The organism is Corynebacterium sp. HMSC064E07, from assembly GCF_001815745.1.
Classification (GTDB): Bacteria; Actinomycetota; Actinomycetes; order Mycobacteriales; family Mycobacteriaceae; genus Corynebacterium; species Corynebacterium jeikeium_D.
Window position 1 is genome coordinate 1 of record NZ_KV821809.1, and the last position, 21,382, is coordinate 21,382.

Sequence of the window (21,382 nt, forward strand, 5' to 3'; positions counted from 1 at the left end):
CACACACCCCACCAAAGACACAAAACCCCAGGTAGATGGATATGAACTAGCGTTTTGCCTGTGGAGTAGAACGATTCATTAGGACCGACAGTCCCCACACCGTGACGAAAGCCGGGAGCTTTCGCTCATCGCTACCACCTTTGTTTCGGCTTCTATGCTCCCTTTAAAACAACCAAAGCTCCGGACTGACCAAGAGTCAATGATTCTGAAATCATCAATCCCCTAGCCTGCCCGGAGCCTTAGCCCAGCTACCTAAAAAGAATCAAGCTGCATAAACACCAATTAATCGAGAGATCAGCAGCGCGCCTACACAAAGACCAACCAGCACTTACACGAACTTCACACCAGCAAAGTTCTTCTTGCCGCGGCGCAGTACAATCCACTTGCCATGCAGCAGGTCCTCAGCAGAAGGCTCCCACGCTTCGTCCTCGATGCGCTGGTTATTGGCGTACGCGCCGCCTTCCTTAATGGTGCGGCGTGCCTCGCCCTTCGACTTGGCAAGACCCGCAGCGACGAGAAGGTCGACAACAGTTCGCGGCTCGCCCTCAGCGATCTCCGCAACCTCAGTCTCGGAGACGGCGCCCGCCAGGGTGGCCTCGTCCAGCTCGGTCAGCTCAGCGCGGCCAAACAGGGCCTGCGCTGCCAGCTCAACAGCCTTGGTGGCCTCTTCGCCGTGGACCAGGTTGGTCATCTCCTGCGCCAGACGACGCTGCGCCTCACGCTTGAACGGACGCTCCGCAACAGCAACCTCGTACTCCGCGATTTCCTCCTGAGACAGGAAGGTGAACCAACGCAGGTAGTCAATAACCACCGAGTCACCCGCGTTGAGGAAGTACTGGTACCAGGAGTACGGCGAGGTCTTTTCAGCGTCCAGCCACAGCTTGCCGCCACCGGTGGACTTACCGAACTTCTGACCCTGCGCATCGGTCACCAGCGGCACGGTCAGGCCGTGCACCTTGGCGCCGTCGATACGCCTGTTCAAATCGACACCAGAGACGATGTTGCCCCACTGATCACCGCCGCCAATCTGCAGCACGCAATCGTAGTTGCGGCGCAGCTGCACGTAGTCGTTGGACTGCAGCAGCATGTAGGAAAACTCGGTGTAGGAGATGCCGTCAGACTCGAGGCGACGCTTCACAGTGTCGCGGTCGAGCATGGTGTTGAGGGAGAAGTTCTTGCCGACATCGCGAAGGAAGTCAATGACGGACATGTTCATAGTCCAGTCCGCATTATTGACCATTGTCGCCGGGGCATCGCCCTCAAAGTCAATAAAACGACGCAGCTGGCCCTTGATGGCCTCCAGGTTGTGCTCAATGGCGTCTTGGCTGAGCATCGAACGCTCACCGACATCACGCGGATCGCCGATGAAGCCCGTGGCGCCACCGGCCAGCGCAATTGGGTGGTGACCGGCCAGCTGGAAACGACGCAGCATAATCATCGGAACCAGGTGGCCCGCGTGCAGCGAATCGCCAGTTGGGTCAAAACCGCAATACAGAGTAATGGGGTTTTCGCACGCCTCGCGCAGCGCGTCAACATCGGTGGACTGATTAATCAGGCCACGCCACTGTAGTTCGTCGATAATGTTCTGTTCAGTCACGTCCCCTATCGTAACGTTTCACTTGCCGACGTTCACCGCGAGGGTGACCTAGAACTCCTCAACCGCCTTCTTGTGGCGCCGATAGGCTGAGACGGAATCGTCCGGAAGCCACAGCCGCCACGGCCGATTCGCCGCTCGCCGAACGCCCACGCGCGGGCCTGCGTGGATGTCTCTAACCGAATCGGCGTTCGCTGGCTGCGCCACAAACACGCGTGACGACGGATCCAGCGCATCTGCCCCATAGTCATTTAAGTCAAGGCCAAGCGCCTGACCAACATTTCCTGGACCACGTCCGAGACCCGCAACTGCTGGCTTTTCACCGCGGCGACGGCGCACCGCATCCAGGCCCTGCTCAATGCGTACGGAGCGGACTAATACTCCCCCACCCGTGCCGTCCGTAGCGCTGGTGATGTTGGCACAAAAGTGAATGCCATAGGAGCGGTAGATATACCAATGTCCCGCCGGGCCAAACATGGCGCGATTGCGTGCGGTTGGCCCCATGAAGCAGTGCGCGGCCGGGTCGGGATAGCGCTGGTCAACTGGGCCACCATAGGCCTCGACCTCGGTGATGGTGGCGATAACATCCTCAGCGGGGATGACAATTACGCAGCCGAGCAGTGTCTTCGCAGCCTCAATGGGAGCTCCCGACAGCACAGTGCGGTCGAGGGCGCGGTAACCGTCGGCAAGCGGGAAAGGCAATTACTTGTCCCAGGCGATAGCTTCGTCGGAAAGCATGACCGGAATGCCTTCGTCGATGCGGTAGGCAATCTTCAGGCGAGTATTGACCAGCACCTGCTCGTCTTCGAGGTATTCAAGCGGCCCCTTGTCACGCGGGCATGCGAGGATTTCAAGGAGTTTCGGATCAAGGCTCATAGTCCACTACCTTACCGAACTGAATTGCCAGGGTGTCACGCTGACCTTCCAAAGCAATCAGGTTGTCCTGGCCGATAGCATCCTGGATCTTCTGCACCGCGGAATGCAGCAGGTCGATGGACTCCCGAGCCGGATTCTCGGCTTTGTGACGCAGACGCTCCGGGACCGCGAGGTAGGAGTTGACTGTCTGCGGCAAGTACTCCTGGATAATGCCGCCGATGACTACCTTCTGCTCGGGATAATCTTTGAGATACTTCCACTCGCTCAGGACGGATTCCAGCGTCGCACCCAGGTCATTTGCGGCGTTGCCAAGAGCTTCGCCAGGCTGGGCATCGAAAAGCCTGCCCAATGTCCGGTGAAGATTCCTACGCAGCTCAGATGGATTGAGCGGGCGACGCTGTGGGATCTCAGGCTTCGGCGCCGAGCTAACGGACTTCTGAGCCCCTTTGCTCTGCCTCGGCAACAAAGCAACCGACGCGCCCCAGGCGGCAATCGCAACAACCGGCCACAGGAAACCAAGCCCCACGGTCAGGTGCAGCAGCACGACGGCGATGGCAAGGATGAGCCCGACAATGTTGGCGGGACTGTTGAGAAAGCCACCGCCAGAGGAAGTGCCGGAGGATTTACTGGTAGCCACGAATCTCCTTGAACACATCAGCAAGCTCGGTCTCACGGGATTCAAAGACCTTACCACCGGTCAGGTTCGCAAGTTCCTGCATTTCTCCCGGATCCGCCTCTCCATAGCGGATGACGAATACCGGCGGCAGATTCCCGCCCTTGGACTGGTAGAAATCACGGAATTCCGCAAAGCTCTTGCCCGACGTCACCTGACCATCGGTCAACACCACGATAGACGGGATGGAGTTCTTATCCGAGCTGCCGAGAAGGTCGAAGGCTTGAATCAGTGCGTCGTAAAGCGCCGTCTCGCCCTCTGCGTACAGACCATCGACGGCGGCGGTGAGCTGCGCGCGCGATTCCGGGCCGTCAATTGTCGTGGTCGTGGGCTCGCCGACGCTCGTACTGAACGGCAGGATCGTCGCGATCTCACGGTTTCGCAATCCCACGCTTCCCGTTTCGGTGCGTGCACTGCCGTCGACGATTGCGCGCATCGTCGCCTGTAGATCGGCGATGCGCTCCCCGAACATTGAACCGGAAGTGTCGAGAACAAAGACCGACTCTCCGGGCACGCGCAAGTCGTTGTCGTACGCCTCAATGAGACGATCCGTGACTGCGCGATCACCCGGGAAAGGCAGCTCGATGATCACGCTGTTGGTCATGCTTTCCGGCAGGTTGGCGTCATCGGAGACCGGGCGCAGGAAGTGGTCGGCGAGAACCTGCGAGTTTGCTTCCAGCCACTGTCCGAGTGCCTCCGTCTGCCGCGCGGCGAGATCATTAGCGGGCTGTGCTAGTGGCGTCAGCGGGTAATCCGCACTGATGACACCGTCGCTCGGAACAACAACTTCCAGGTCAGCGCCCTCTTTATTCATCTGCTGCAACACAGCTTCATAGTTGATGAGCGCATCGACGGAGTCCGACTCATCCAGGAACTTGTCACGCAGCCACCCCGACGAACCCGAGGTCATCTTCTGCCCCTCGAAGAACTTCTGCAGTTCAGGCGTGGTGCGGTTGATATCCCCCGTAGTCAGCGCCGATCCGGTGTCGGCGAACGCGGTCGCAACCGACACCACACCGGAAAAGCCCGAGTTCGATTCCGCGGGGTTGGTCATGCCGTAGGTCAATTTGCCTGACGACGCAGCCTCCGCGATCTCAGCCCACGTCGGCTGCTTGGTATCCCAACCGAGCTCCCGAGCCTTCGCCGAATGGATACCAAAGGCTACCGGCGAGGTGGCGACTTTCTTGGCTTCGCCCAGCTTGTCAGCCCCACCGAGCAGATCAACGTACCGGTTGGTAGCAAACCAAGTGGCATCAAATTGGTTGTCGAATTCGTCTGCGACAAGGGCGTGGCTGTTCTTCACGGTGCCGTCGACAAGCTCGAGGTTAATCGTAAAACCGAGGTCGTCGGAGGCCTTTTGCACCAGTGGCTGGAGCTCTGCAAGCTCCGTGGCCCCGGCGATACGCATGGTCGAGCCCTTGAGGTCAGAATCGACGTCGACTTTGTTGGTCTTCTCCTCGTCGGAGCCTAGCGGCAGATTCAGGCCACCGTCGGAACAGGCCACGACAGCGAAGATGCCGAGCACGCCGACGAGGGCAAGAAGCATTTTGCGGAGGGCAGTTAGTGCCTTATCCATGTTCATTCGGCTTTACCCCTCTTCCGTTTCCGGCCTCGGAGGGCTCTGGTATCCACGGGAAACACCCTCAATAAGCTGCTCGAGGATGTCGAAACTCGGCGGATCAATGGAGTCCACAAAATCGGTGGAGACCTCCTGACCCGTCTTCAACTGCGTCTGGAATTCCTCCATCGCCTCAGGATGGCTGGATCGGTAACCGTGCTTGGCCGCCAGCTTCTGAAGCTCAGGGTCTTCGGCGAGGAGCCGTGCGGCCGCAGCTCCATTGTCGTTAAAGCCCAGCGCCACGTGAGTACTCAGAATCGTCGGCGATGGATACGCCAGGCGCATTTCCGGCTTCAATCGGCTGTTCGGGGCGCTGTTCTCCCCCAGGAACTGCGACTCGTAAACCATCACCATAGGCTTCGAACCGACACCCTGCGAGAGGTAGTCCGAAAATGGACCAGCCGACGAGGATTCCGTGTACCCCTGGCCGGTGAACAGAGGGGTGAGCTCCGGCAAGACCGCATTGACCTGCCCACTGTCAGACACAATCCGGCCTTCATTGGTAATCCAAGACATGAGCGACAAGTACATTGCGGCCGAGTTCGACGAACGAATGTCCGTCGTGGACATCTGCACCGTGCGCGGCGACGGATAATCGTTCTCCGCGAAGTCACGCCAGCGGACATTGTCGTGCTGCATCGTGGCCAGCGCTGCCATATCTACCTGCCACGTAGTGCCCTGTTGGCGAGCAACATTTTCCCGCGCCAATGCCTGCAAGATGTTGTCGAAAGTAGCGATCGCCATCGGTGTGTAGAAGACGTCGTACCGCTCAGCGCCGCTCATTTTCTCGGCAATTTTCTCCGCTGCCGGTGCTGACGACGGAAACGCCAAGTCGAAGGAATCCAGATCCACATCCGTGGCCATCCGACGCGAACCCGCCGTCTTTACTTCCACCACATAGCCGTGAGAGGCAAGAGCTTTCTGGACCTCTTTGTCTTCGAAGAAGGGCTTCTTCTCAGAGCCAACAATCGCCTTGACGACGGTCTTTTCACCACCGAAGAAATCACGGTTTCCTCCGGAGCTGCCACCAGAAAAACCTGGAATACTACCGCCACGACCGACATAGACTGCAACAGCCGCGATGACAATCAAAATGACTGCAAGAATTGCCCCCGGGCCCATGCACCCTTTCTTGCTACCACTCTGATTTTTATTTTTATCTCGTGAGCTGCGATTTCCACCGCTCGACCGCGTACTTTCCACCATGAAATTATGGTAAGAGACCCGGACAAACCTGGCAACAGATATAGAAATAATCAGTAATCTGCGTCACTTCAGGGGCACCCTGGCATTACTGGGTTACTGACGGCGGCGGGTCGATCCGAGTTACTGACTACGTTTATGACTGGCGGCGGCGGGTCAATCCGAGTTACTGACTACGTTTATGACAAAAATGGCCTGAAAAATGGCCTGAAAGTGTCATAAACTTACACAGTTTCACATTTGCAGCCCGTATTCGCACGTGGAGCCCGTAATTTTTCGGGTTGCCAGTTACCGAGGTTGCCAGTTGTCGGGTCATCAGTTGTCGGGTTGCTGGTTTTTCTACTTTCTCCCCGGGCTGTAAAAAATCGGCGTGCGGTCGATTGACCGCACACCGATTAATTAGCCGCGTTAGCTGAGCTAGCAGGTTGCCAGCTTTGCCAGTTTTAGCCGCGAACCGGCTTTTCAGCCCACTGCTTCAGCTCGGTATTCTTCTCGTCAACGCGAGCGAGCTGCTCTGCAACACGGACACCCGCGGTGCCGCCGCGAGTATCGCGGGAAGCGACAGCACCGTCAATAGTCAGCACTTCACGGACCTTCGGAGTCAGTGCCGGGTGGATACCGGCGAGGTCCTCGTCGGAAAGCTCGTCCAGACCGATACCGCCCTTGGACTCTGCGATGCGGACACACTGGCCGGATGCCTCGTGAGCGTCGCGGAACGGTACGCCCTCGCGGACCAGCCACTCAGCCAAGTCCGTGGCCAGGGTGTAGCCCGCCGGAGCGAGCTCGCGCAGACGGTCTTCGTGGAAGGTCAGCGTTGCCACCAGGCCGGTCAGGGCCGGCAGCAGCAAGGTTAGCTGCTCAACCGAGTCCACCAAAGGCTCCTTGTCCTCCTGGAGGTCACGGTTGTAGGCCAGCGGCTGCGCTTTCAGCGTGGCCATAAGACCAGCGAGGTTACCGATCAGGCGACCGGTCTTACCGCGGGTCAGCTCTGCCACGTCCGGGTTCTTCTTCTGCGGCATGATGGAGGATCCAGTCGACCAGGCATCAGCCAGAGTGACGTAGCCGTACTCCGGGGTGGCCCAGTAGATAATTTCCTCTGCCAGGCGAGACATGTCCACAGCAATCTGGGCGAAGACAAAAGCCGCCTCAGAGGCGAAGTCACGCGAAGAAGTGCCGTCAATGGAGTTGTCCGTGGCAGAGTCGAAGCCGAGCTCCTCCGCGATGGCCTCCGGATCCAGGTGCAGCGAAGATCCCGCGAGCGCACCGGAACCGTACGGGGACACAGCCAGTCGACGGTCGAGATCGCGGATGCGGTCCAGATCGCGCAGCAGCGGATGCGCGTGAGCCAGCAACTGGTGGGCCAGCAATACCGGCTGCGCTGCCTGGGAGTGGGTCTTGCCCGGCATGATGGCATCCGGATGTGCCTTGGACTGAGCCACCAGGGCGGCAACCAGGTCAGTGACATCCAGTGCAACGCCGCGCACGGCATCGCGCAGCCACATGCGGAACAGAGTTGCCACCTGGTCATTACGGGAACGACCAGCGCGCAGGCGACCGCCGACCTCCGGGCCGACGCGATCAATCAGACCGCGCTCCATAGCACCGTGGACGTCCTCATCTGTCGGCTCTGGACCAAATTCGCCGGAGGCAACGTCGCGACCGAGCTGATCAAGGCCTTCGATCATGGTGTCAAAGTCGGCATCGCTGAGCAGCCCACGGGCATGCAGCACTCGGGCGTGGGCCTTGGACGCAAGAACGTCGTAAGGCGCGAGCACCCAGTCAAAATGGGTGGACTTGCTCAATGCGGCCATCGCCTCGGACGGGCCACCGGCAAAGCGGCCGCCCCACAGGGAGCCTTCGTTGGTACCGTGCTTTTCGACCATTGTCTTTTCCAATAGGCCTTTCGCTCTAGTCGCTCTGGAGAATCTTTACAGTTTGAAGTCGCGCTTTGCGGCCATCTTCGAGGACAGGCCGTGCAGCTCGACAAAACCGCGAGCCAGGGTCTGGTCGAAGGTGTCGCCCTCGTCGTAGGTAGCCAGGTTGAAGTCGTACAGCGAGGTGTTCGAACGACGACCGTTGACGTTGCAGTGACCTGCGTGCATGACCATGCGGATGTCACCGGAAACGCCCTTCTGGGACTCCTCGATGAAGGCATCCAGCGCGCGCTTCAGCGGCGAGAACCACAGGCCGTCGTAGACCAGGTTGGCCCACTCGCCCTCGACCTGGCGCTTGTAACGAGCCAGCTCACGCTCAACGGTGACGTCCTCGAGCGCTGCGTGTGCGGTCATGATGGCAATTGCGCCCGGAGCCTCGTAGATCTCGCGGGACTTAATGCCGACCAGGCGGTCTTCAACCATGTCCAGACGACCGATGCCCTGAGCACCAGCGCGGCGGTTCATCTCTTCGATGGCCTCAAGCACGGAAACCTTCTTGCCGTCGATGGCAGTCGGCTTACCGTCCTCGAAGGAGATGATGACCTCGTCCGGGGAGCTGAAGTTCAGGGTCGGATCCTCGGTGTACGCGTAGACATCCTTGGTCGGTGCGTTCCACAGGTCCTCCAGGTAGCCGGTCTCAATGGCGCGACCGAAGAGGTTCTGGTCAATGGAGAACGGAGAGGACTTGGACTGCTCAATTGGCAGACCCTTCTCCTCAGCGAAGGCAATAGCCTTGTCGCGGGTCCAAGCGAAGTCACGAGCCGGTGCAATAATCTTCAGATCCGGGGCGGTGTTAGCGAAACCAACCTCGAAACGGACCTGGTCATTGCCCTTACCGGTGCAGCCGTGTGCGACGTGAGTGCCACCAAACTCCTCTGCGGCCTTCGCCATGTGCTTAACAATCAGCGGGCGAGACAGTGCAGAAACCAGCGGGTACTGCTTCATGTAGAGACCATTGGCCTTGATGGTCGGCAGGCAGTACTCCTCGGCGAACTCGTCCTTAGCGTCGACAACGACAGCTTCGACAGCGCCGGCGTCCAGAGCGCGCTGACGCACGGACTCCATGTCCTCGCCGCCCTGTCCGACATCGATGGAAACTGCGACGACCTCGCCGTCGGTCATTTCCTTGAGGTACGGAATAGCAACGGTGGTGTCGAGGCCACCAGAGTAAGCAAGAATAACCCGGTTGGTCATAGGGTAAGCGCTCCTTTAATCGGTGCTTTAAAGCATTTCGTGGAATAGTTTACTGGTTCGTTCCGGCGGCTAGACGCTGGGCTAGGTCAGCGCCGGAAAGTGGTTCTCTAGCCAGGCACATTACGGTGTCATCTCCCGCAATTGTGCCAACGATTTCTTTGAGTCCCGCACGGTCAATCACACTGGCTAGATACTGTGCGGCTCCCGGTGGTGTACGCACAACCGCGATGGTGCCCGAATGATCAATGGAGACCAGCAGCTCGTCTAAAACGCGCCGCATCCTGGCCACTGCCCCGCTGGAGACAGCGAGTGCATCTTCGACGATGGAATACCGCGAACCGTTGGCTCCATCGCGAATCTTTCGGGCTCCCAGCTCATCGAGGTCTCTGGACAACGTCGCCTGCGCAATCTCAATGCCTTCGTCGGCAAGCAGCTCGACGAGCTGAACCTGACTGGACACGTGATGCTGCGCCAGCAGGTCAGCGATGCGCGTCTGCCGAGCTGTGCGAGATCCTGGTTGTGCTGCGGTCATGACCTTACTGCCTCTCCACCAGCCAGGTCAGCAACGCCTTCTGAGCGTGCATGCGGTTTTCCGCCTCGTCGAAGACTACCGACTGCGGGCCATCGATGACCTCGGCAGTAACTTCGTTGCCGCGGTATGCCGGCAAGCAGTGCAGGAAGATGGCATCCTCATTTGCCTTCGCCATCAGCTCAGCGTTGACCTGGTACGGCAGAAACGGAGTACGACGATCCAGGCCGTCGTTCTCCTGCCCCATGCTGACCCAGGTGTCAGTGATGACAACGTCGGCACCGGCAATGGCCTCATCGACGTCCGCGGTCACGGACACGGCCGCACCGGTCTGCTCCGCGACCTTCTTGGCGCGGTCGACGTAGACCTGCTCCGGCTGGAAGTCCTCCGGTGCACAGATGGTGACGTCCAGACCTGCGGTGGCGAAGCCCACGAGGTAGGAGTTGGCCATGTTATTGGCACCATCGCCAAAGTACACAGCCTTCTTGCCACGCAGTCCCGTCTGGCCTTCCTCCGGGCACTTGTGCTCGATGATGGTCTGCAGGTCAGCGAGAATCTGGCACGGGTGGAACTCGTCGGAAAGCGCGTTGACAATCGGCACCGTCGCGGTCTCAGACATGGCCTCCAGCCCTGACTGCGCGTAGGTGCGCCAGACAATTGCCGAGACAAAGCGGCTGAGCACAGCAGCGGTGTCCTGGTAGGTTTCGCCCTTGCCCATCTGCGAGTTTCCGGTTTCGACCACAATCGCGTTGCCACCCAGAGCTGCGATACCAGCGTCGAAGGAGAAACGGGTACGAGTTGACGTCTTGTCGAACAGCACGGCAACCGACTGTGGCCCTTCAAACGGACGTCGGGAGTACGGCGCTGCCTTCAGCTCTGCAGCCAACTGCAGCACCTCAGCCTGCTCCTGTGGAGTCAGGTCATCATCGGCGAGAAAATGACGGAGCATCAGTTTCTAATTCCTTCCTTTGTTGGCGACAGCCTCAACGGCGTCGTTCAGGCAGGCATCAATCAACTCGACGGCGCGGTTGACTTCCTCATCGCTGAGGTTCAACGGCGGCACAATACGCAGCACATTCGCCTGCGGAGCGTTCAGAATGACACCACGTTCATAACCGGCGTTAACAGCTTCCTTCGCCAGGTTCTCGCGCAGCACCAGTCCAAGCATGAAGCCGCGACCACGCACGTGATCGACATGGCTTAACGACGCGAGCTTGCGAGCCAGGACCTTGCCCTTCTCGGTGACTCGATTGAGCAGCTTTTCTTCTTCCAGCGTCTCGATGACGGCCAGGCCGGCAGCGGCACAGACCGGATTGCCACCAAAGGTGGTGCCGTGCGCACCAGGAGTAAACAGTTCCGCTGCGCGGCCGTTGGCGATGACAGCACCGAGCGGCAGGCCGCCGCCGAGGCCCTTGGCCAACGTCATGACATCCGGCACGATGCCATCGTGCTGGTGGGCAAACCACTGGCCGGTACGGCCGATGCCGGTCTGTACTTCGTCGACAATCATGAGAACGTCGAAGCGCTTGGTCAGTTCGCGGACGGCAGCGAGGTATCCCTCTGGCGGTGCGACCACACCGGTCTCACCCTGAATTGGTTCCAGAATCACCGCAGCGACACCCAACGGATCGGATTCGATGGTCTTGGTGAGGAAGTCAATGTCACCGTACGGCACGAACTCGACTCCACCCGGCATCGGTTCGAACGGGGTGCGCTTGTCCGGCTGACCGGTCATGGCAAGTGCGCCCATGGTGCGGCCATGGAACCCGTGGTGGGTCGCGATAATGCGGTTGCGTCCCGTCAAACGTGCCAGCTTGAACGCCGCCTCATTGGCCTCGGTGCCGGAATTGCAGAACATAATCCGGGTGTCATCAGTGTCCCAGCCAGTGAGCTCAATGAGCTTCTCGCCCAGTGCCAACGGTGGCTCAGAGGCGAAAATGTTGGACACGTGCCCCATCGTGGAAATCTGCTTGGACACAGCTTCCACGATTGCCGGATGTGCGTGCCCCAACGCGTTGACTGCAATACCGGCGAGCAGGTCCAGGTATTCCTTGCCCTCGGAATCCGTGACAATAGCGCCCTTACCCTGCACAAGCTCAATGCGCGGCGTGCCGTAATTGTTCATCATCGTGTGTTGCCACTGCTGCTTGAAGTCGCTCATGTCGTCTTTCGACCTGCCTAACATGTATGTCGGTAAATTCTTGTCCGTCTTTTCTGCCTTATCCGGGCTCTACCATTGTGCCGATACCACCGGAAGTCATCAGCTCCAGCAGCACCGAGTGCGGCTGGCGGCCGTCGATAACGTGGGCCGCAGGCACTCCCTGATCCACTGCGTTCAGGCAGGACTCCATCTTCGGAATCATTCCGGAATCCAGCGTCGGGAGGATTTCTCGCAGATGCGAAGTGGAAATCCTTGACACCAGCGAATCGCGGTTCGGCCAATCCGTGTAGAGACCCTCGACATTAGTCAGAATCACCAAACGGTTCGCGTTAATTGCCGATGCCAGTGCACCTGCTGCCGTGTCGGCGTTGATGTTGTAGACCTCTTTGCCATCAGCGGACGGCGCAATCGTAGAGACCACCGGAATACGTCCGGCATCAATCAGGTCCAATAGCGTTTCCGAGTGCACCTCGGTGATATTGCCGACCAGCCCGATATCTGTTTCCTTGCCGCCGACGTTTACCGTTCGTCGAGTACCAGTGAACAGGCCACCGTCCTCACCAGAGGTACCCACTGCATAGGGGCCGTAGGCGTTGATGAGGTTCACCAGTTCGCGGCCGACCTGCCCGAAGAGCACCATGCGGACAATTTCCATGACCTCCGGAGTCGTGACACGGAAACCGCCTCGGAACTCTCCCTCCAGCCCCAGGCGCTTGAGCATCGACGAAATCTGAGGGCCGCCACCGTGGACAACCACCGGCTTCACCCCCACGGTGCGCAGAAAAACCATGTCCTGCGCGAAGGCCTTCTTCAGTTTCAGGTCGGTCATCGCGTTACCGCCGTACTTGACCACCACAATCTTGTCGCGGTGGTGCTGCAGCCACGGCAGTGCTTCCGCCAGCACATGTGCCCGCTGCTCGAAGGACAGCCCTTCGGTCAACTGGTGAACCATTGCAGAGTCTCCTCAAAACCTTTACGACGAATAAGCCGAGTTGATGTGAACGTAGTCGTGGGAAAGGTCAGTCGTACGAATCGTGGCCTCTTCCGGATTACCCGTACCGAGGTCAACCTCAACGGCAATGTCCTTGCCGGACAGATCCACTTCACGAGCATCAGGCGTACCACCGGTATCGCGACAGACTACGTGACCATTGAAGGAAACCGTGATGTGCTCCGGATCCATATCCACCGGCGCGGTGCCGACAGCCGCCAGCACACGACCCCAGTTCGGGTCCGAACCGAACATCGCACACTTGAAGAGGTTGTCGCGGCCGATAATTCGAGCAGCTACCAGGGCATCTTCCGCGCCACCGGTGCCACGCACGGTCACGGACACACGCTTGGTCACACCTTCGGCGTCCGACTGCATCTGGCGTGCGATGGAATCACACACACTGAGCACTGCCTGGTCGAGCTCCTCCTGCGAGGGCTTCACACCAGAGGCGCCGTTAGCCAAGATGATGACGGTGTCATTGGTGGATGTGGAGCCATCAATATCTAGGCGGTTAAACGTAACCTCACTAGCCTTGGCAATAGCCTCGTGCGCCATTTCTGCGCTTACCGACGCATCCGTCGTAATCACACCGAGCATCGTGGCCATCGACGGGCTAATCATGCCAACACCCTTGCCCATAGCGCCGACAGTGAATCCGTCACCATGCGCAACGGCCTGCTTTGCCACCAAGTCAGTGGTCAAGATGGCTTCTGCTGCAGCCGTACCTGCGGCGGCATCGCTGCCCAGATTCTCACACAGCTTCGGCACACCTGCCAGCACGATGTCCATCGGCAGCCGGTCACCAATCAAGCCGGTGGAACAGGTGCCAATCTCGGTAACATCGACGCCGAGCTCATCTGCGACCTTTTGACAGACTTCGAGGGCGTCGACAATACCCGGCTGACCATTGCAGGCGTTGGCATTGCCCGAGTTCAACACCACAGCCGACAGCTTGCCGTCAGCGATGTGCTTCTTGGATACCGTCACCGGCGCAGCCTGGACACGGTTGGTAGTAAAGACAGCCGCCGCGGTCTTCTCCGACCCCTGGTTTACGATGAGCGCCATGTCCGGGTTTCCGCTGACCTTGATGCCTGCAATGACACCACTGGCCGCGAACCCCTGAGGTGCACATACGCCGCCTTCGTCACCAGCGACGTTGACGAGACCTTCTTTTTCTTCCTTCATCATGGGGCAACTCCTACCAGTGGAAGTCCTGCAGTTTCATTCTGTCCAGTAACCAAATTCATGCACTGAACTGCGGCACCACCGGTGCCCTTTGTCAGATTGTCAATCGCCGAGGTCAACACCAGACGCTTGGCGCGTTCATCTACCTCAACCTGAATCTGAACCAAGTTAGAGCCAATTACCGACTGCGTCTGCGGCTGCAGCCCTTCGGCCAACACCTGCACAAATGGCTCGTCCTTGTAGAACTCGAGGTAGGCCTCCCGTGCGGCTGCCTCCGTCACCCCGTCGACAAGCGGGGCGGTGATGGTGGTGAGAATGCCGCGCGATGTCGGGGCGAGCACCGGCGTGAAGCTGACGGTGAGATCCTCTGCGTACGGCTTGAGGTTTTGCAGAAATTCTGCGGTGTGGCGGTGCTTGCCCGCAGTGTTGTAGGCGCGGAGATTGCCCATAACCTCGGACCCGAGCAGGGGCACAGCTGCCTTCTTGCCCGCACCGGAGGCACCGGTGACGGAAACAACGGACAGATCCGGCTTGACCAGCCCCTTTGCAACTGCCGGCAGTGCCGTAATAGTCCCGCCAGTGGGGAAACAACCCGGCACAGCAATACGCTTGGAAGCAGCGACTATTTCCCTGTTGCCCGGCAGCTCCGGAATACCGTAAGTCCAGGTACCGGCGTGCTCCGAGCCGTAGTAGTGCTCCCACTCAGCGGCTTCCTGCAGGCGGAAATCCGCGCCGCAGTCAATAATCACCGTGTCATCCCCCAACTGCTCTGCAATCGCAGCCGAATGACCGTGGGGCAGACCGAGGAACACCACGTCATGCCCAGCGAGTGTGTCACCATTAGTCGGCTCAATACGACGGTCAGCCAAAGGTGCCACATGAGGCATAATATCGCCCACACGAGCACCCGCGTTGGATGCTCCCGTTAGTGCGCCGATGGTCAGTTCGCCGGAAAGATACGCCGGGTGCGACAACAGGAGGCGGAGGATCTCTCCTCCTGCGTAACCGGTCGCACCGGCAATGGCAACGGAAATACTCATGCCAAACATTCAACACTTTTATTCACTGTGTTGCAAGATATTCATAGAATTCGTTGCCAAAGTGCTGGGATTCTATCGATGTGACGTGAGTGACTTATGAATATAACGCCGTCGTCGGTACATACATCGCGTTCGTCGAGCACGGCAGATTACTCAACGAACGCGACGCTTGGCTCCTGGCTCATCACGCCATCTGCCCACTGCGCCACCGATGACGTCGTGGTGTAAAGATAGTAACCCGACTCCTCCGGTGCGACGCTGCCATCAAAAGCCACCGCGCCCGAGAACACCGCCGCTAGCTGGCCGTCGATAAAAAGCGGTCCGCCCGAATCGCCCACCTGCAACGCCGCGGGGCGCTCCATGCGCGCCAACACCGAGTCTTCCCGCACGCATTGTTGATACTTCACTGGACACATCGAAGCGGTGACGGTCGCCGACGGCAGCGTGCCATCCGCAACATCGCCGAGCAGCGATCGCCCATAGACCGTGCCTGCCGTTTCTTGCTCCGAAAACGCTTGACGACGTTCCATTGCGGGATACCCCGGAAGAGCTGCGTCGCCCGCAAGGTGAACAAGCGCTACGTCACCGGTGGGTGCAATCTCCCAGCGATCAATCGGTACACGCCGGGCATCCGAGCCGAATCCGACCTCGACTTCCCCAACCTGCTGCGGGACATCACGCACGCAGTGGGCTGCGGTCATTACCCACTGCGGGGCGATTGCAGTTCCCGTGCAAAAGTTTCCGGTATGGGGACTGGTCTGGACCATGATTGACACCACGGAGTCCGCCGCCACACTCGGCGCAGCAGCCTCCCCGCCAACCAGCGCAGCCGCACTCGGCACGCCGGTGAGCAACAGACCTGCCGTGACAGCAGCTGCCGCCACAGTCGTCGCAGGCTTCGCGCTGCTCACCGCGCACGCCCCAACGCGCTGCTCTCGCGCCTCTGCGCTATCCAGCCTGTTGTCGCGGTGCCGCAAGTTGCCAATCATGGGTATCTCTCCCCGGGGTCTCCCCTTTTAGCCGCGCAGCTGAGCGCCGTGACGGGTAGTGGCCAGCTCAATGGCCGCCTCGCGAGCTGCGGAAGCTTCCTCTTCCTTCAGCGTACGGTCCGGCGCGCGGAAACGCAGGGAGTACGCCAGTGAGCGAACGCCTTCGCCCATCTGCTCGGAACGGTAAACATCGAAGATACGAATGGATTCGAGGAGCTCACCAGCACCCTCCACCAGAGTCTTCTCCACCTCTGCGGCGGAGACCTCATCGCTGACAACAAGCGCGACGTCCTGGTGGACAGCCGGGAACGGGCTGAGTACCGGCGCCGGCAGATGCTCAGTAACTGGCAACGCATCGAGATTAATCTCCATCGCGCAGGTGCGCTCCGGCAGACCAGCATCCTTGCATACCTTCGGGTGCAGCTCACCGGCGTGGCCGACGACGTGACCGTCGACAAGCAGCTCAGCGCAGCGGCCCGGGTGCCACGGCAGCACCTCAGCATTGCGGATCTCCAGCTCGACATTGGCAGCGCGGGCAACAATGCGCGCGGCTTCGATGGCGTCCGCGACGGTGTACGCGGCCTCGTCACCCCACGGGCTATCCAGGCGGATACGACCGCAGGCGACAGTGGCGACGTGCAGCGGCTGCTCCGGCAGCGACTCCAGCAGCTCGGCGCGCTCGGCCTCGCTCGGCAGACCCGCGGTAGACGGCATCGGCGAGACACCGTTACCGCGCTCGATGGAAACCTGCTCCACACCGTAGAGCGACAGGTCGACCTGGCCGCGAGCAACATTGCGCTTCAGCGATTCAAGCATGGACGGCAGCAGAGTCGTGCCCAGCTGAGCGTGGTCGGACTCCAACGGGTTGATGACCTTGACGGTGTTACGACGCGGGTCATCAGCGTCCAGGCCCCAGACGTCGAAGACATCGTTGGCAATGAACGGTGTCGGCAGAATCTCCAGGTAGCCATTGTGAGCCAGCGCGTGACCGACGAAGCGGCGACGCAGCTGACGCTCAGTCAGACCGCGACCGGCCGGGGCGATTGGGAGGATAACCGGAATGTCTTCCAGACCTTCCAGACGCAGGATTTCCTCAACCAGGTCAGCGGACATGGTCAGGTCCGAGCGCCAGGTCGGCGGAGTGACAGCCAGGCGGTCACCGTTGTCGACGACCTCGCAACCGACCTCGCGCAGGCGTCCAATGACGGTCTCACGCGGGTAATCAACGCCCGCAACTTCGCTGGCGCGGTTGACGGCAAAGTCAATAGTCGGCATGGCGGCAACCTCACCGAGCAGGGTGCGACCAGTGTCGATAGTGCCGCCGGCGATGTCAGCGAGCAGCTGGCAGGCCAGATCCAAAGCCGGCTCGACCAGAGCGGTGTCCACGCCGCGCTCGAAACGTCGTGAAGCCTCAGAGCTCAGCTTGTGGCGGCGACCACTGCGGAAGACGTGCAGCGGCGACCAGTTGGCGGCCTCGAAGACAACATCGGTGGTGTCGTCGGCGATCTCGGAGGTGAGACCACCCATGATGCCGGCCAGCGACTGAATACCGTTGTCGTCGCAGATGACAACGTCCGCCGGGTCGAGCTTGCGGTCCACGTGGTCGAGAGTGGTCAGAGTCTCGCCGGCCTTAGCGTTGCGGATGTGCAGGCCACCAGCGATCTTGGAACCGTCGAAAGCGTGCATCGGCTGACCGAGCAGTAGCATCACATAGTTGGTGACGTCCGTGGCCACGTTGACCGGACGCTGACCAGCCAGCAGCAGGCGGCGACGCATCCACCACGGGGTCTCGGCGTTCGGGTCGATGCCGGTGACTCGGCGCAGACCAAAGCGGCGGGTGTCGGTGTCCTCGTCGATAGTGACGTTCAGGACCTCACCTTCGACCGGCAGCTCGTTGACCTTGGCTGGATCGGCGAAGTCGAGGTTGAAGGCGGAGCAGATCTCGCGGCCCAGACCGCGGGCCGACAGCGCGTAACCGCGGTCCGGGGTGATGTTGACCTCGAACTTCTCGTCATCGAGACCGATGAACTCCTTGGCGCACGAACCCAGCTCAGCTGGGGCCGACGGCAGCGTCAGAATACCGGCGGAGGAATCGGTCATACCCAGCTCAGCTTCGGAGCAGAGCATGCCGTTGGAAACCTTGCCGTAAGTCTTCCGTGCGGAAATCTCGAACCCACCCGGCAGCACGCAGCCCGGCAGCGCGACGATAACAATGGAGCCCTCTTCGAAGTTGCGGGCACCACAGATGATCTCCTGCAGCTCGCCGGTGCCATTGGCATCACCGACATTGACCTGACAGAAGCGAATTGGCTTCTTAAAGCCCTCGAGCTCCTCAATGTGGTCGACGCGACCGAAAACCAGCGGCCCCTCGACCTTCTCCAGCGGCTCGTGCCCCTCGGTTTCAAAACCAACGCGGACAAAGCCCTCATCCAACTCGTCCGGGGTAACGGACCAGTCCGGGTTGATGGTGTTCTCTGGGCCGCGAACGATTTCAGTGACCCACGACTGTGGAATGAACATGTAAGTAAAACTCCTATCTGTAGGTCAGTGAATTAGCCGCGGATACCGAACGGCTGCGTGAAGCGGACGTCGCCTTCGACCATGTCGCGCATGTCAGTCAGGCCATTGCGGAACTGCAGGGTGCGCTCCAGGCCCATGCCGAACGCGAAGCCCGAGTACACCTCCGGGTCAATGCCAGAGGCCCGCAGCACGTTCGGGTTGACCATGCCGCAGCCACCCCACTCGATCCAGCCTGCGCCGCCCTTCTTATTCGGGAACCAGACGTCAACCTCAGCGGACGGTTCAGTGAACGGGAAGTAGTTGGTGCGCATGCGGGTCTTGGTCTCCGGACCGAACAGCGCCTTTGCCATGTGATCCAGCGTGCCGCGCAGGTGCCCCATGGTCAGCCCCTTGTCCACAGCGAGTCCCTCCACCTGGTGGAAGACCGGGGTGTGGGTGGCGTCGAGCTCATCGGTGCGGAAGGTACGGCCCGGGCAGATAACGTAAATCGGCAGGTCACGTGACTGCAGAGTGCGAACCTGGACCGGCGAGGTGTGCGTACGCAGCACCTGCTTGGATCCTTCCGGCGCAATGTGGAAAGTATCCTGCAGAGTACGAGCCGGGTGATCCGGCAGGAAATTCAGCGCGTCAAAGTTGAAGTACTCGGCTTCGACCTCTGGGCCCTCGGCGACTTCCCAGCCCATGCCCACAAAGATGTCACCAATCTGCTCGGACAGGATGGTAATTGGGTGCATACCGCCACGCTGGCCTCGCGTGGTGTCCACCGACACGTCGATACGCTCCGCGACCAGACGACGCGCGTTTTCCTCTTCCTCCAGCACCGCAAGTCGCTCAGCATAGTGCTTTTCGACGGCTCCGCGAACAACATTTACGCGACGACCAGCATCCTTGCGCTCAGCCTTCGGAATGGAGCCCAGCGCGCGGCGAGCCTGCGGAATGTAGCCTTCATCCCCCAAGTGCTCACGGCGGGCGGCAGAAAGCTCATCCAGGTTGCCGGCAGCATCAAAGGCATCCGTGGCCTTCTGCGCAGCCGCCTGGAGGGCGTCCTCGGAAAGATCGATAGGATTTGGCGAATCGCTCACGTGTCAACCACTTCTATATAGGACTATCAGTTCTTGTGATGGAACAATCATAGTCGAGGATAACTGCACACGTGCACGCGCCTCACCATCGAGGTTTCCTACTTACCCCGAACCGTCTCCCACAGGCACATGGCCGCTGCGGTGGCGAGGTTCAACGACTCCGCCTCGCCCTTAATCGGGATGGCCACACTCGCCCCCGCCGAGGCCGTAATCTCCTCCGACAGGCCATGTGCTTCGTTGCCAAAAAGCCAGGCGACGGGACCGTCGGGAAGCGCATCAACGCCGAGTGTGAGAGCGCCATCCATCGCCGTGGCGAGGGTGGCAAAGCCCGCTTCCCTGACTCTCTCCACAACGACATCGATATCGCGCTCGCGTGCGACCGGTGTATGGAAAACAGACCCCGCAGAGGAACGCACGGCCTTCGAGTTCAAAGGGTCAACCGAATCGCCAGCAAGGATAACCGCGCCAGCTCCGAGAGCATCAGTCATACGCACAATCGTGCCGACATTACCCGGGTCATTGCACTCCACCGGAATCACCAAACAGCCGGACTGCTTTCCAACCTCAATGGCCTCTTCCAACGAAGTGGACACCGCATTGGTGTCGCAGACGGCGAAGAGTCCGGTGGTGGTGACAGTTTCGCTCAAAGAGCGGGCGGCGGAGTCGTCGATAAGCGAAACAGACTTACGCTGCGTCCCAGATTCGAGATACCCCGTGAGCAGCTCTCGGAACTGCTCGGCGGCGGCAGCGGTGACGAAGATTTCCACGACAGCCTCTGCGCGGATAGCTGCATCGACGGAATTGAAGCCTTCGATGAGGAAGCGACCGGCCTTCTTCCGCTTGGCCGCACGGTGGAGCTGAATAGCCGCCGAGACTCGCGGAGTGCGAGGAGTAAACGGCTCGTCGTTGAAGTACAGCGCAGAGTTCATAGTGATTAATCCTAGTGATGCGGCTCGGGATTCATAACCGCCAGCAAGCCAGTGCGGATACGAAAAACCACCGCCGAGGTTATTCGTTAACCCAATCGACGGTGGTTTTTCAAAGATGTTGGCAGGCGCACTGCCAGTAAGCAGGCGCTTGCCGACGCTACGTACGAGTTACCTCGTAGCTGCTTTACTTAGCAGCAGGAGCGTTGACGTCCTCCGGCAGAGCGTCCTTAGCGACCTTGACCAGAGCAGCGAATGCCTGCGGGTCGTTGACAGCCATCTCAGCCAGGTTCTTACGGTCAACCTCAACGCCAGCCAGGTTCAGGCCCTGGACGAAGCGGTTGTAGGTGATGTCGTTAGCGCGGGCAGCAGCGTTGATGCGCTGAATCCACAGACGACGGAACTGACCCTTACGGTGGCGGCGATCGCGGAACTCGTAGGTCTTGGAGTGGAGCATCTGCTCCTTGGCCTTGCGGTACAGGCGGGAGCGCTGACCACGGTAGCCCTTTGCGGAATCGAGAACTTCGCGACGCTTCTTCTTAGCGTTAACAGACCGCTTCACACGTGCCACGGTGATACTTCCTTTTCGTTGTCTTTAAGAACTAGTGAAATTAAGAGGGCGATTGCCCCTGGGACGAGGCTTGAAAAATTAAGCCTTGCCCAGCAGACGCTTGACGCGCTTGACGTCCGACTTAGCAACGTCCGTGGTGCCCTTCAGGCGACGGGTACGAGTGGACGGCTTGCCCTCCAGGAGGTGGCGGCGGTTAGCCTGCTCGCGGCGCAGCTTGCCGGAACCGGTAACCTTGATGCGCTTTGCGGTGCCCTTGTGGGTCTTCTGCTTCATGTTAAAACTCTCCCCTACCG

20 protein-coding genes are annotated in these 21,382 nt (G+C 59.9%); all 20 read right to left on the reverse strand.

What is annotated here, in order from left to right:
- Positions 1-328: 328 nt before the first annotated feature.
- Positions 329-1,597 carry a tyrosine--tRNA ligase gene (gene tyrS, locus HMPREF3053_RS02900; RefSeq protein WP_070767254.1) on the reverse strand — a complete coding sequence of 423 codons (1,269 nt, stop codon included), beginning with the start codon at positions 1,595-1,597 and terminating at the stop codon, positions 329-331.
- 48 nt (positions 1,598-1,645) lie between these two features.
- Positions 1,646-2,296, reverse strand: a complete 651-nt coding sequence (locus HMPREF3053_RS02905) for a DNA-3-methyladenine glycosylase (RefSeq protein WP_070767255.1) — start codon at positions 2,294-2,296, stop codon at positions 1,646-1,648.
- A complete protein-coding gene (locus HMPREF3053_RS02910; RefSeq protein WP_070767256.1) occupies positions 2,297-2,470 on the reverse strand; it encodes a Trm112 family protein in 174 nt (57 codons plus the stop codon).
- The gene (locus tag HMPREF3053_RS02915) at positions 2,460-3,107 is read right to left on the reverse strand and encodes a hypothetical protein (protein WP_049193936.1); all 648 of its coding nucleotides are present in this window, start codon (positions 3,105-3,107) and stop codon (positions 2,460-2,462) included. The genes HMPREF3053_RS02910 and HMPREF3053_RS02915 overlap by 11 nt, the downstream gene beginning before the upstream one ends.
- Entirely contained in the window at positions 3,094-4,725 is a 1,632-nt protein-coding gene (locus tag HMPREF3053_RS02920; protein ID WP_070767257.1) for a VWA domain-containing protein, read from the reverse strand. Before HMPREF3053_RS02920 ends, HMPREF3053_RS02915 begins: the two co-directional genes overlap by 14 nt.
- 6 nt (positions 4,726-4,731) lie before the next feature.
- Complete coding sequence (locus HMPREF3053_RS02925; RefSeq protein WP_070549329.1) at positions 4,732-5,883, reverse strand: hypothetical protein; 1,152 nt, start codon at positions 5,881-5,883, stop codon at positions 4,732-4,734.
- Positions 5,884-6,407: 524 nt separating this feature from the next.
- On the reverse strand, positions 6,408-7,847 hold the full coding sequence (gene argH, locus HMPREF3053_RS02930) for an argininosuccinate lyase (RefSeq protein WP_049170381.1): 1,440 nt from the start codon (positions 7,845-7,847) through the stop codon (positions 6,408-6,410).
- Positions 7,848-7,892: 45 nt separating this feature from the next.
- A complete protein-coding gene (locus HMPREF3053_RS02935; protein ID WP_016422894.1) occupies positions 7,893-9,092 on the reverse strand; it encodes an argininosuccinate synthase in 1,200 nt (399 codons plus the stop codon).
- Between the two features lie 49 nt (positions 9,093-9,141).
- A complete protein-coding gene (locus tag HMPREF3053_RS02940) occupies positions 9,142-9,624 on the reverse strand; it encodes an arginine repressor (protein ID WP_005511719.1) in 483 nt (160 codons plus the stop codon).
- Positions 9,625-9,628: 4 nt separating this feature from the next.
- Complete coding sequence (gene argF, locus HMPREF3053_RS10980) at positions 9,629-10,570, reverse strand: ornithine carbamoyltransferase (RefSeq protein ID WP_016422895.1); 942 nt, start codon at positions 10,568-10,570, stop codon at positions 9,629-9,631.
- Positions 10,571-10,576: 6 nt separating this feature from the next.
- On the reverse strand, positions 10,577-11,782 hold the full coding sequence (locus HMPREF3053_RS10985; protein ID WP_070605568.1) for an acetylornithine transaminase: 1,206 nt from the start codon (positions 11,780-11,782) through the stop codon (positions 10,577-10,579).
- A 58-nt stretch (positions 11,783-11,840) separates the two neighbouring features.
- Positions 11,841-12,734, reverse strand: a complete 894-nt coding sequence (argB, locus tag HMPREF3053_RS02955) for an acetylglutamate kinase (protein ID WP_016422897.1) — start codon at positions 12,732-12,734, stop codon at positions 11,841-11,843.
- Positions 12,735-12,755: 21 nt separating this feature from the next.
- Positions 12,756-13,964 (reverse strand): bifunctional glutamate N-acetyltransferase/amino-acid acetyltransferase ArgJ, encoded by a 1,209-nt coding sequence (argJ, locus tag HMPREF3053_RS02960; protein WP_070767258.1) that lies wholly within the window; start codon positions 13,962-13,964, stop codon positions 12,756-12,758.
- Positions 13,961-15,001 (reverse strand): N-acetyl-gamma-glutamyl-phosphate reductase, encoded by a 1,041-nt coding sequence (gene argC, locus HMPREF3053_RS02965; RefSeq protein ID WP_210400039.1) that lies wholly within the window; start codon positions 14,999-15,001, stop codon positions 13,961-13,963. Before argC ends, argJ begins: the two co-directional genes overlap by 4 nt.
- A gap of 149 nt (positions 15,002-15,150) precedes the next feature.
- Entirely contained in the window at positions 15,151-15,990 is an 840-nt protein-coding gene (locus HMPREF3053_RS02970) for a trypsin-like serine protease (protein WP_070767260.1), read from the reverse strand.
- 27 nt (positions 15,991-16,017) lie between these two features.
- Positions 16,018-18,510 (reverse strand): phenylalanine--tRNA ligase subunit beta, encoded by a 2,493-nt coding sequence (pheT, locus tag HMPREF3053_RS02975; protein WP_049193945.1) that lies wholly within the window; start codon positions 18,508-18,510, stop codon positions 16,018-16,020.
- 32 nt (positions 18,511-18,542) lie between these two features.
- On the reverse strand, positions 18,543-19,592 hold the full coding sequence (gene pheS, locus HMPREF3053_RS02980) for a phenylalanine--tRNA ligase subunit alpha (RefSeq protein WP_070429629.1): 1,050 nt from the start codon (positions 19,590-19,592) through the stop codon (positions 18,543-18,545).
- A 98-nt stretch (positions 19,593-19,690) separates the two neighbouring features.
- A complete protein-coding gene (locus HMPREF3053_RS02985) occupies positions 19,691-20,521 on the reverse strand; it encodes a TrmH family RNA methyltransferase (RefSeq protein WP_049170369.1) in 831 nt (276 codons plus the stop codon).
- Between the two features lie 184 nt (positions 20,522-20,705).
- The gene (gene rplT / locus HMPREF3053_RS02990) at positions 20,706-21,089 is read right to left on the reverse strand and encodes a 50S ribosomal protein L20 (protein WP_016422904.1); all 384 of its coding nucleotides are present in this window, start codon (positions 21,087-21,089) and stop codon (positions 20,706-20,708) included.
- Between the two features lie 78 nt (positions 21,090-21,167).
- On the reverse strand, positions 21,168-21,362 hold the full coding sequence (gene rpmI, locus HMPREF3053_RS02995) for a 50S ribosomal protein L35 (RefSeq protein WP_005511726.1): 195 nt from the start codon (positions 21,360-21,362) through the stop codon (positions 21,168-21,170).
- Between the last annotated feature and the right edge of the window lie 20 nt (positions 21,363-21,382).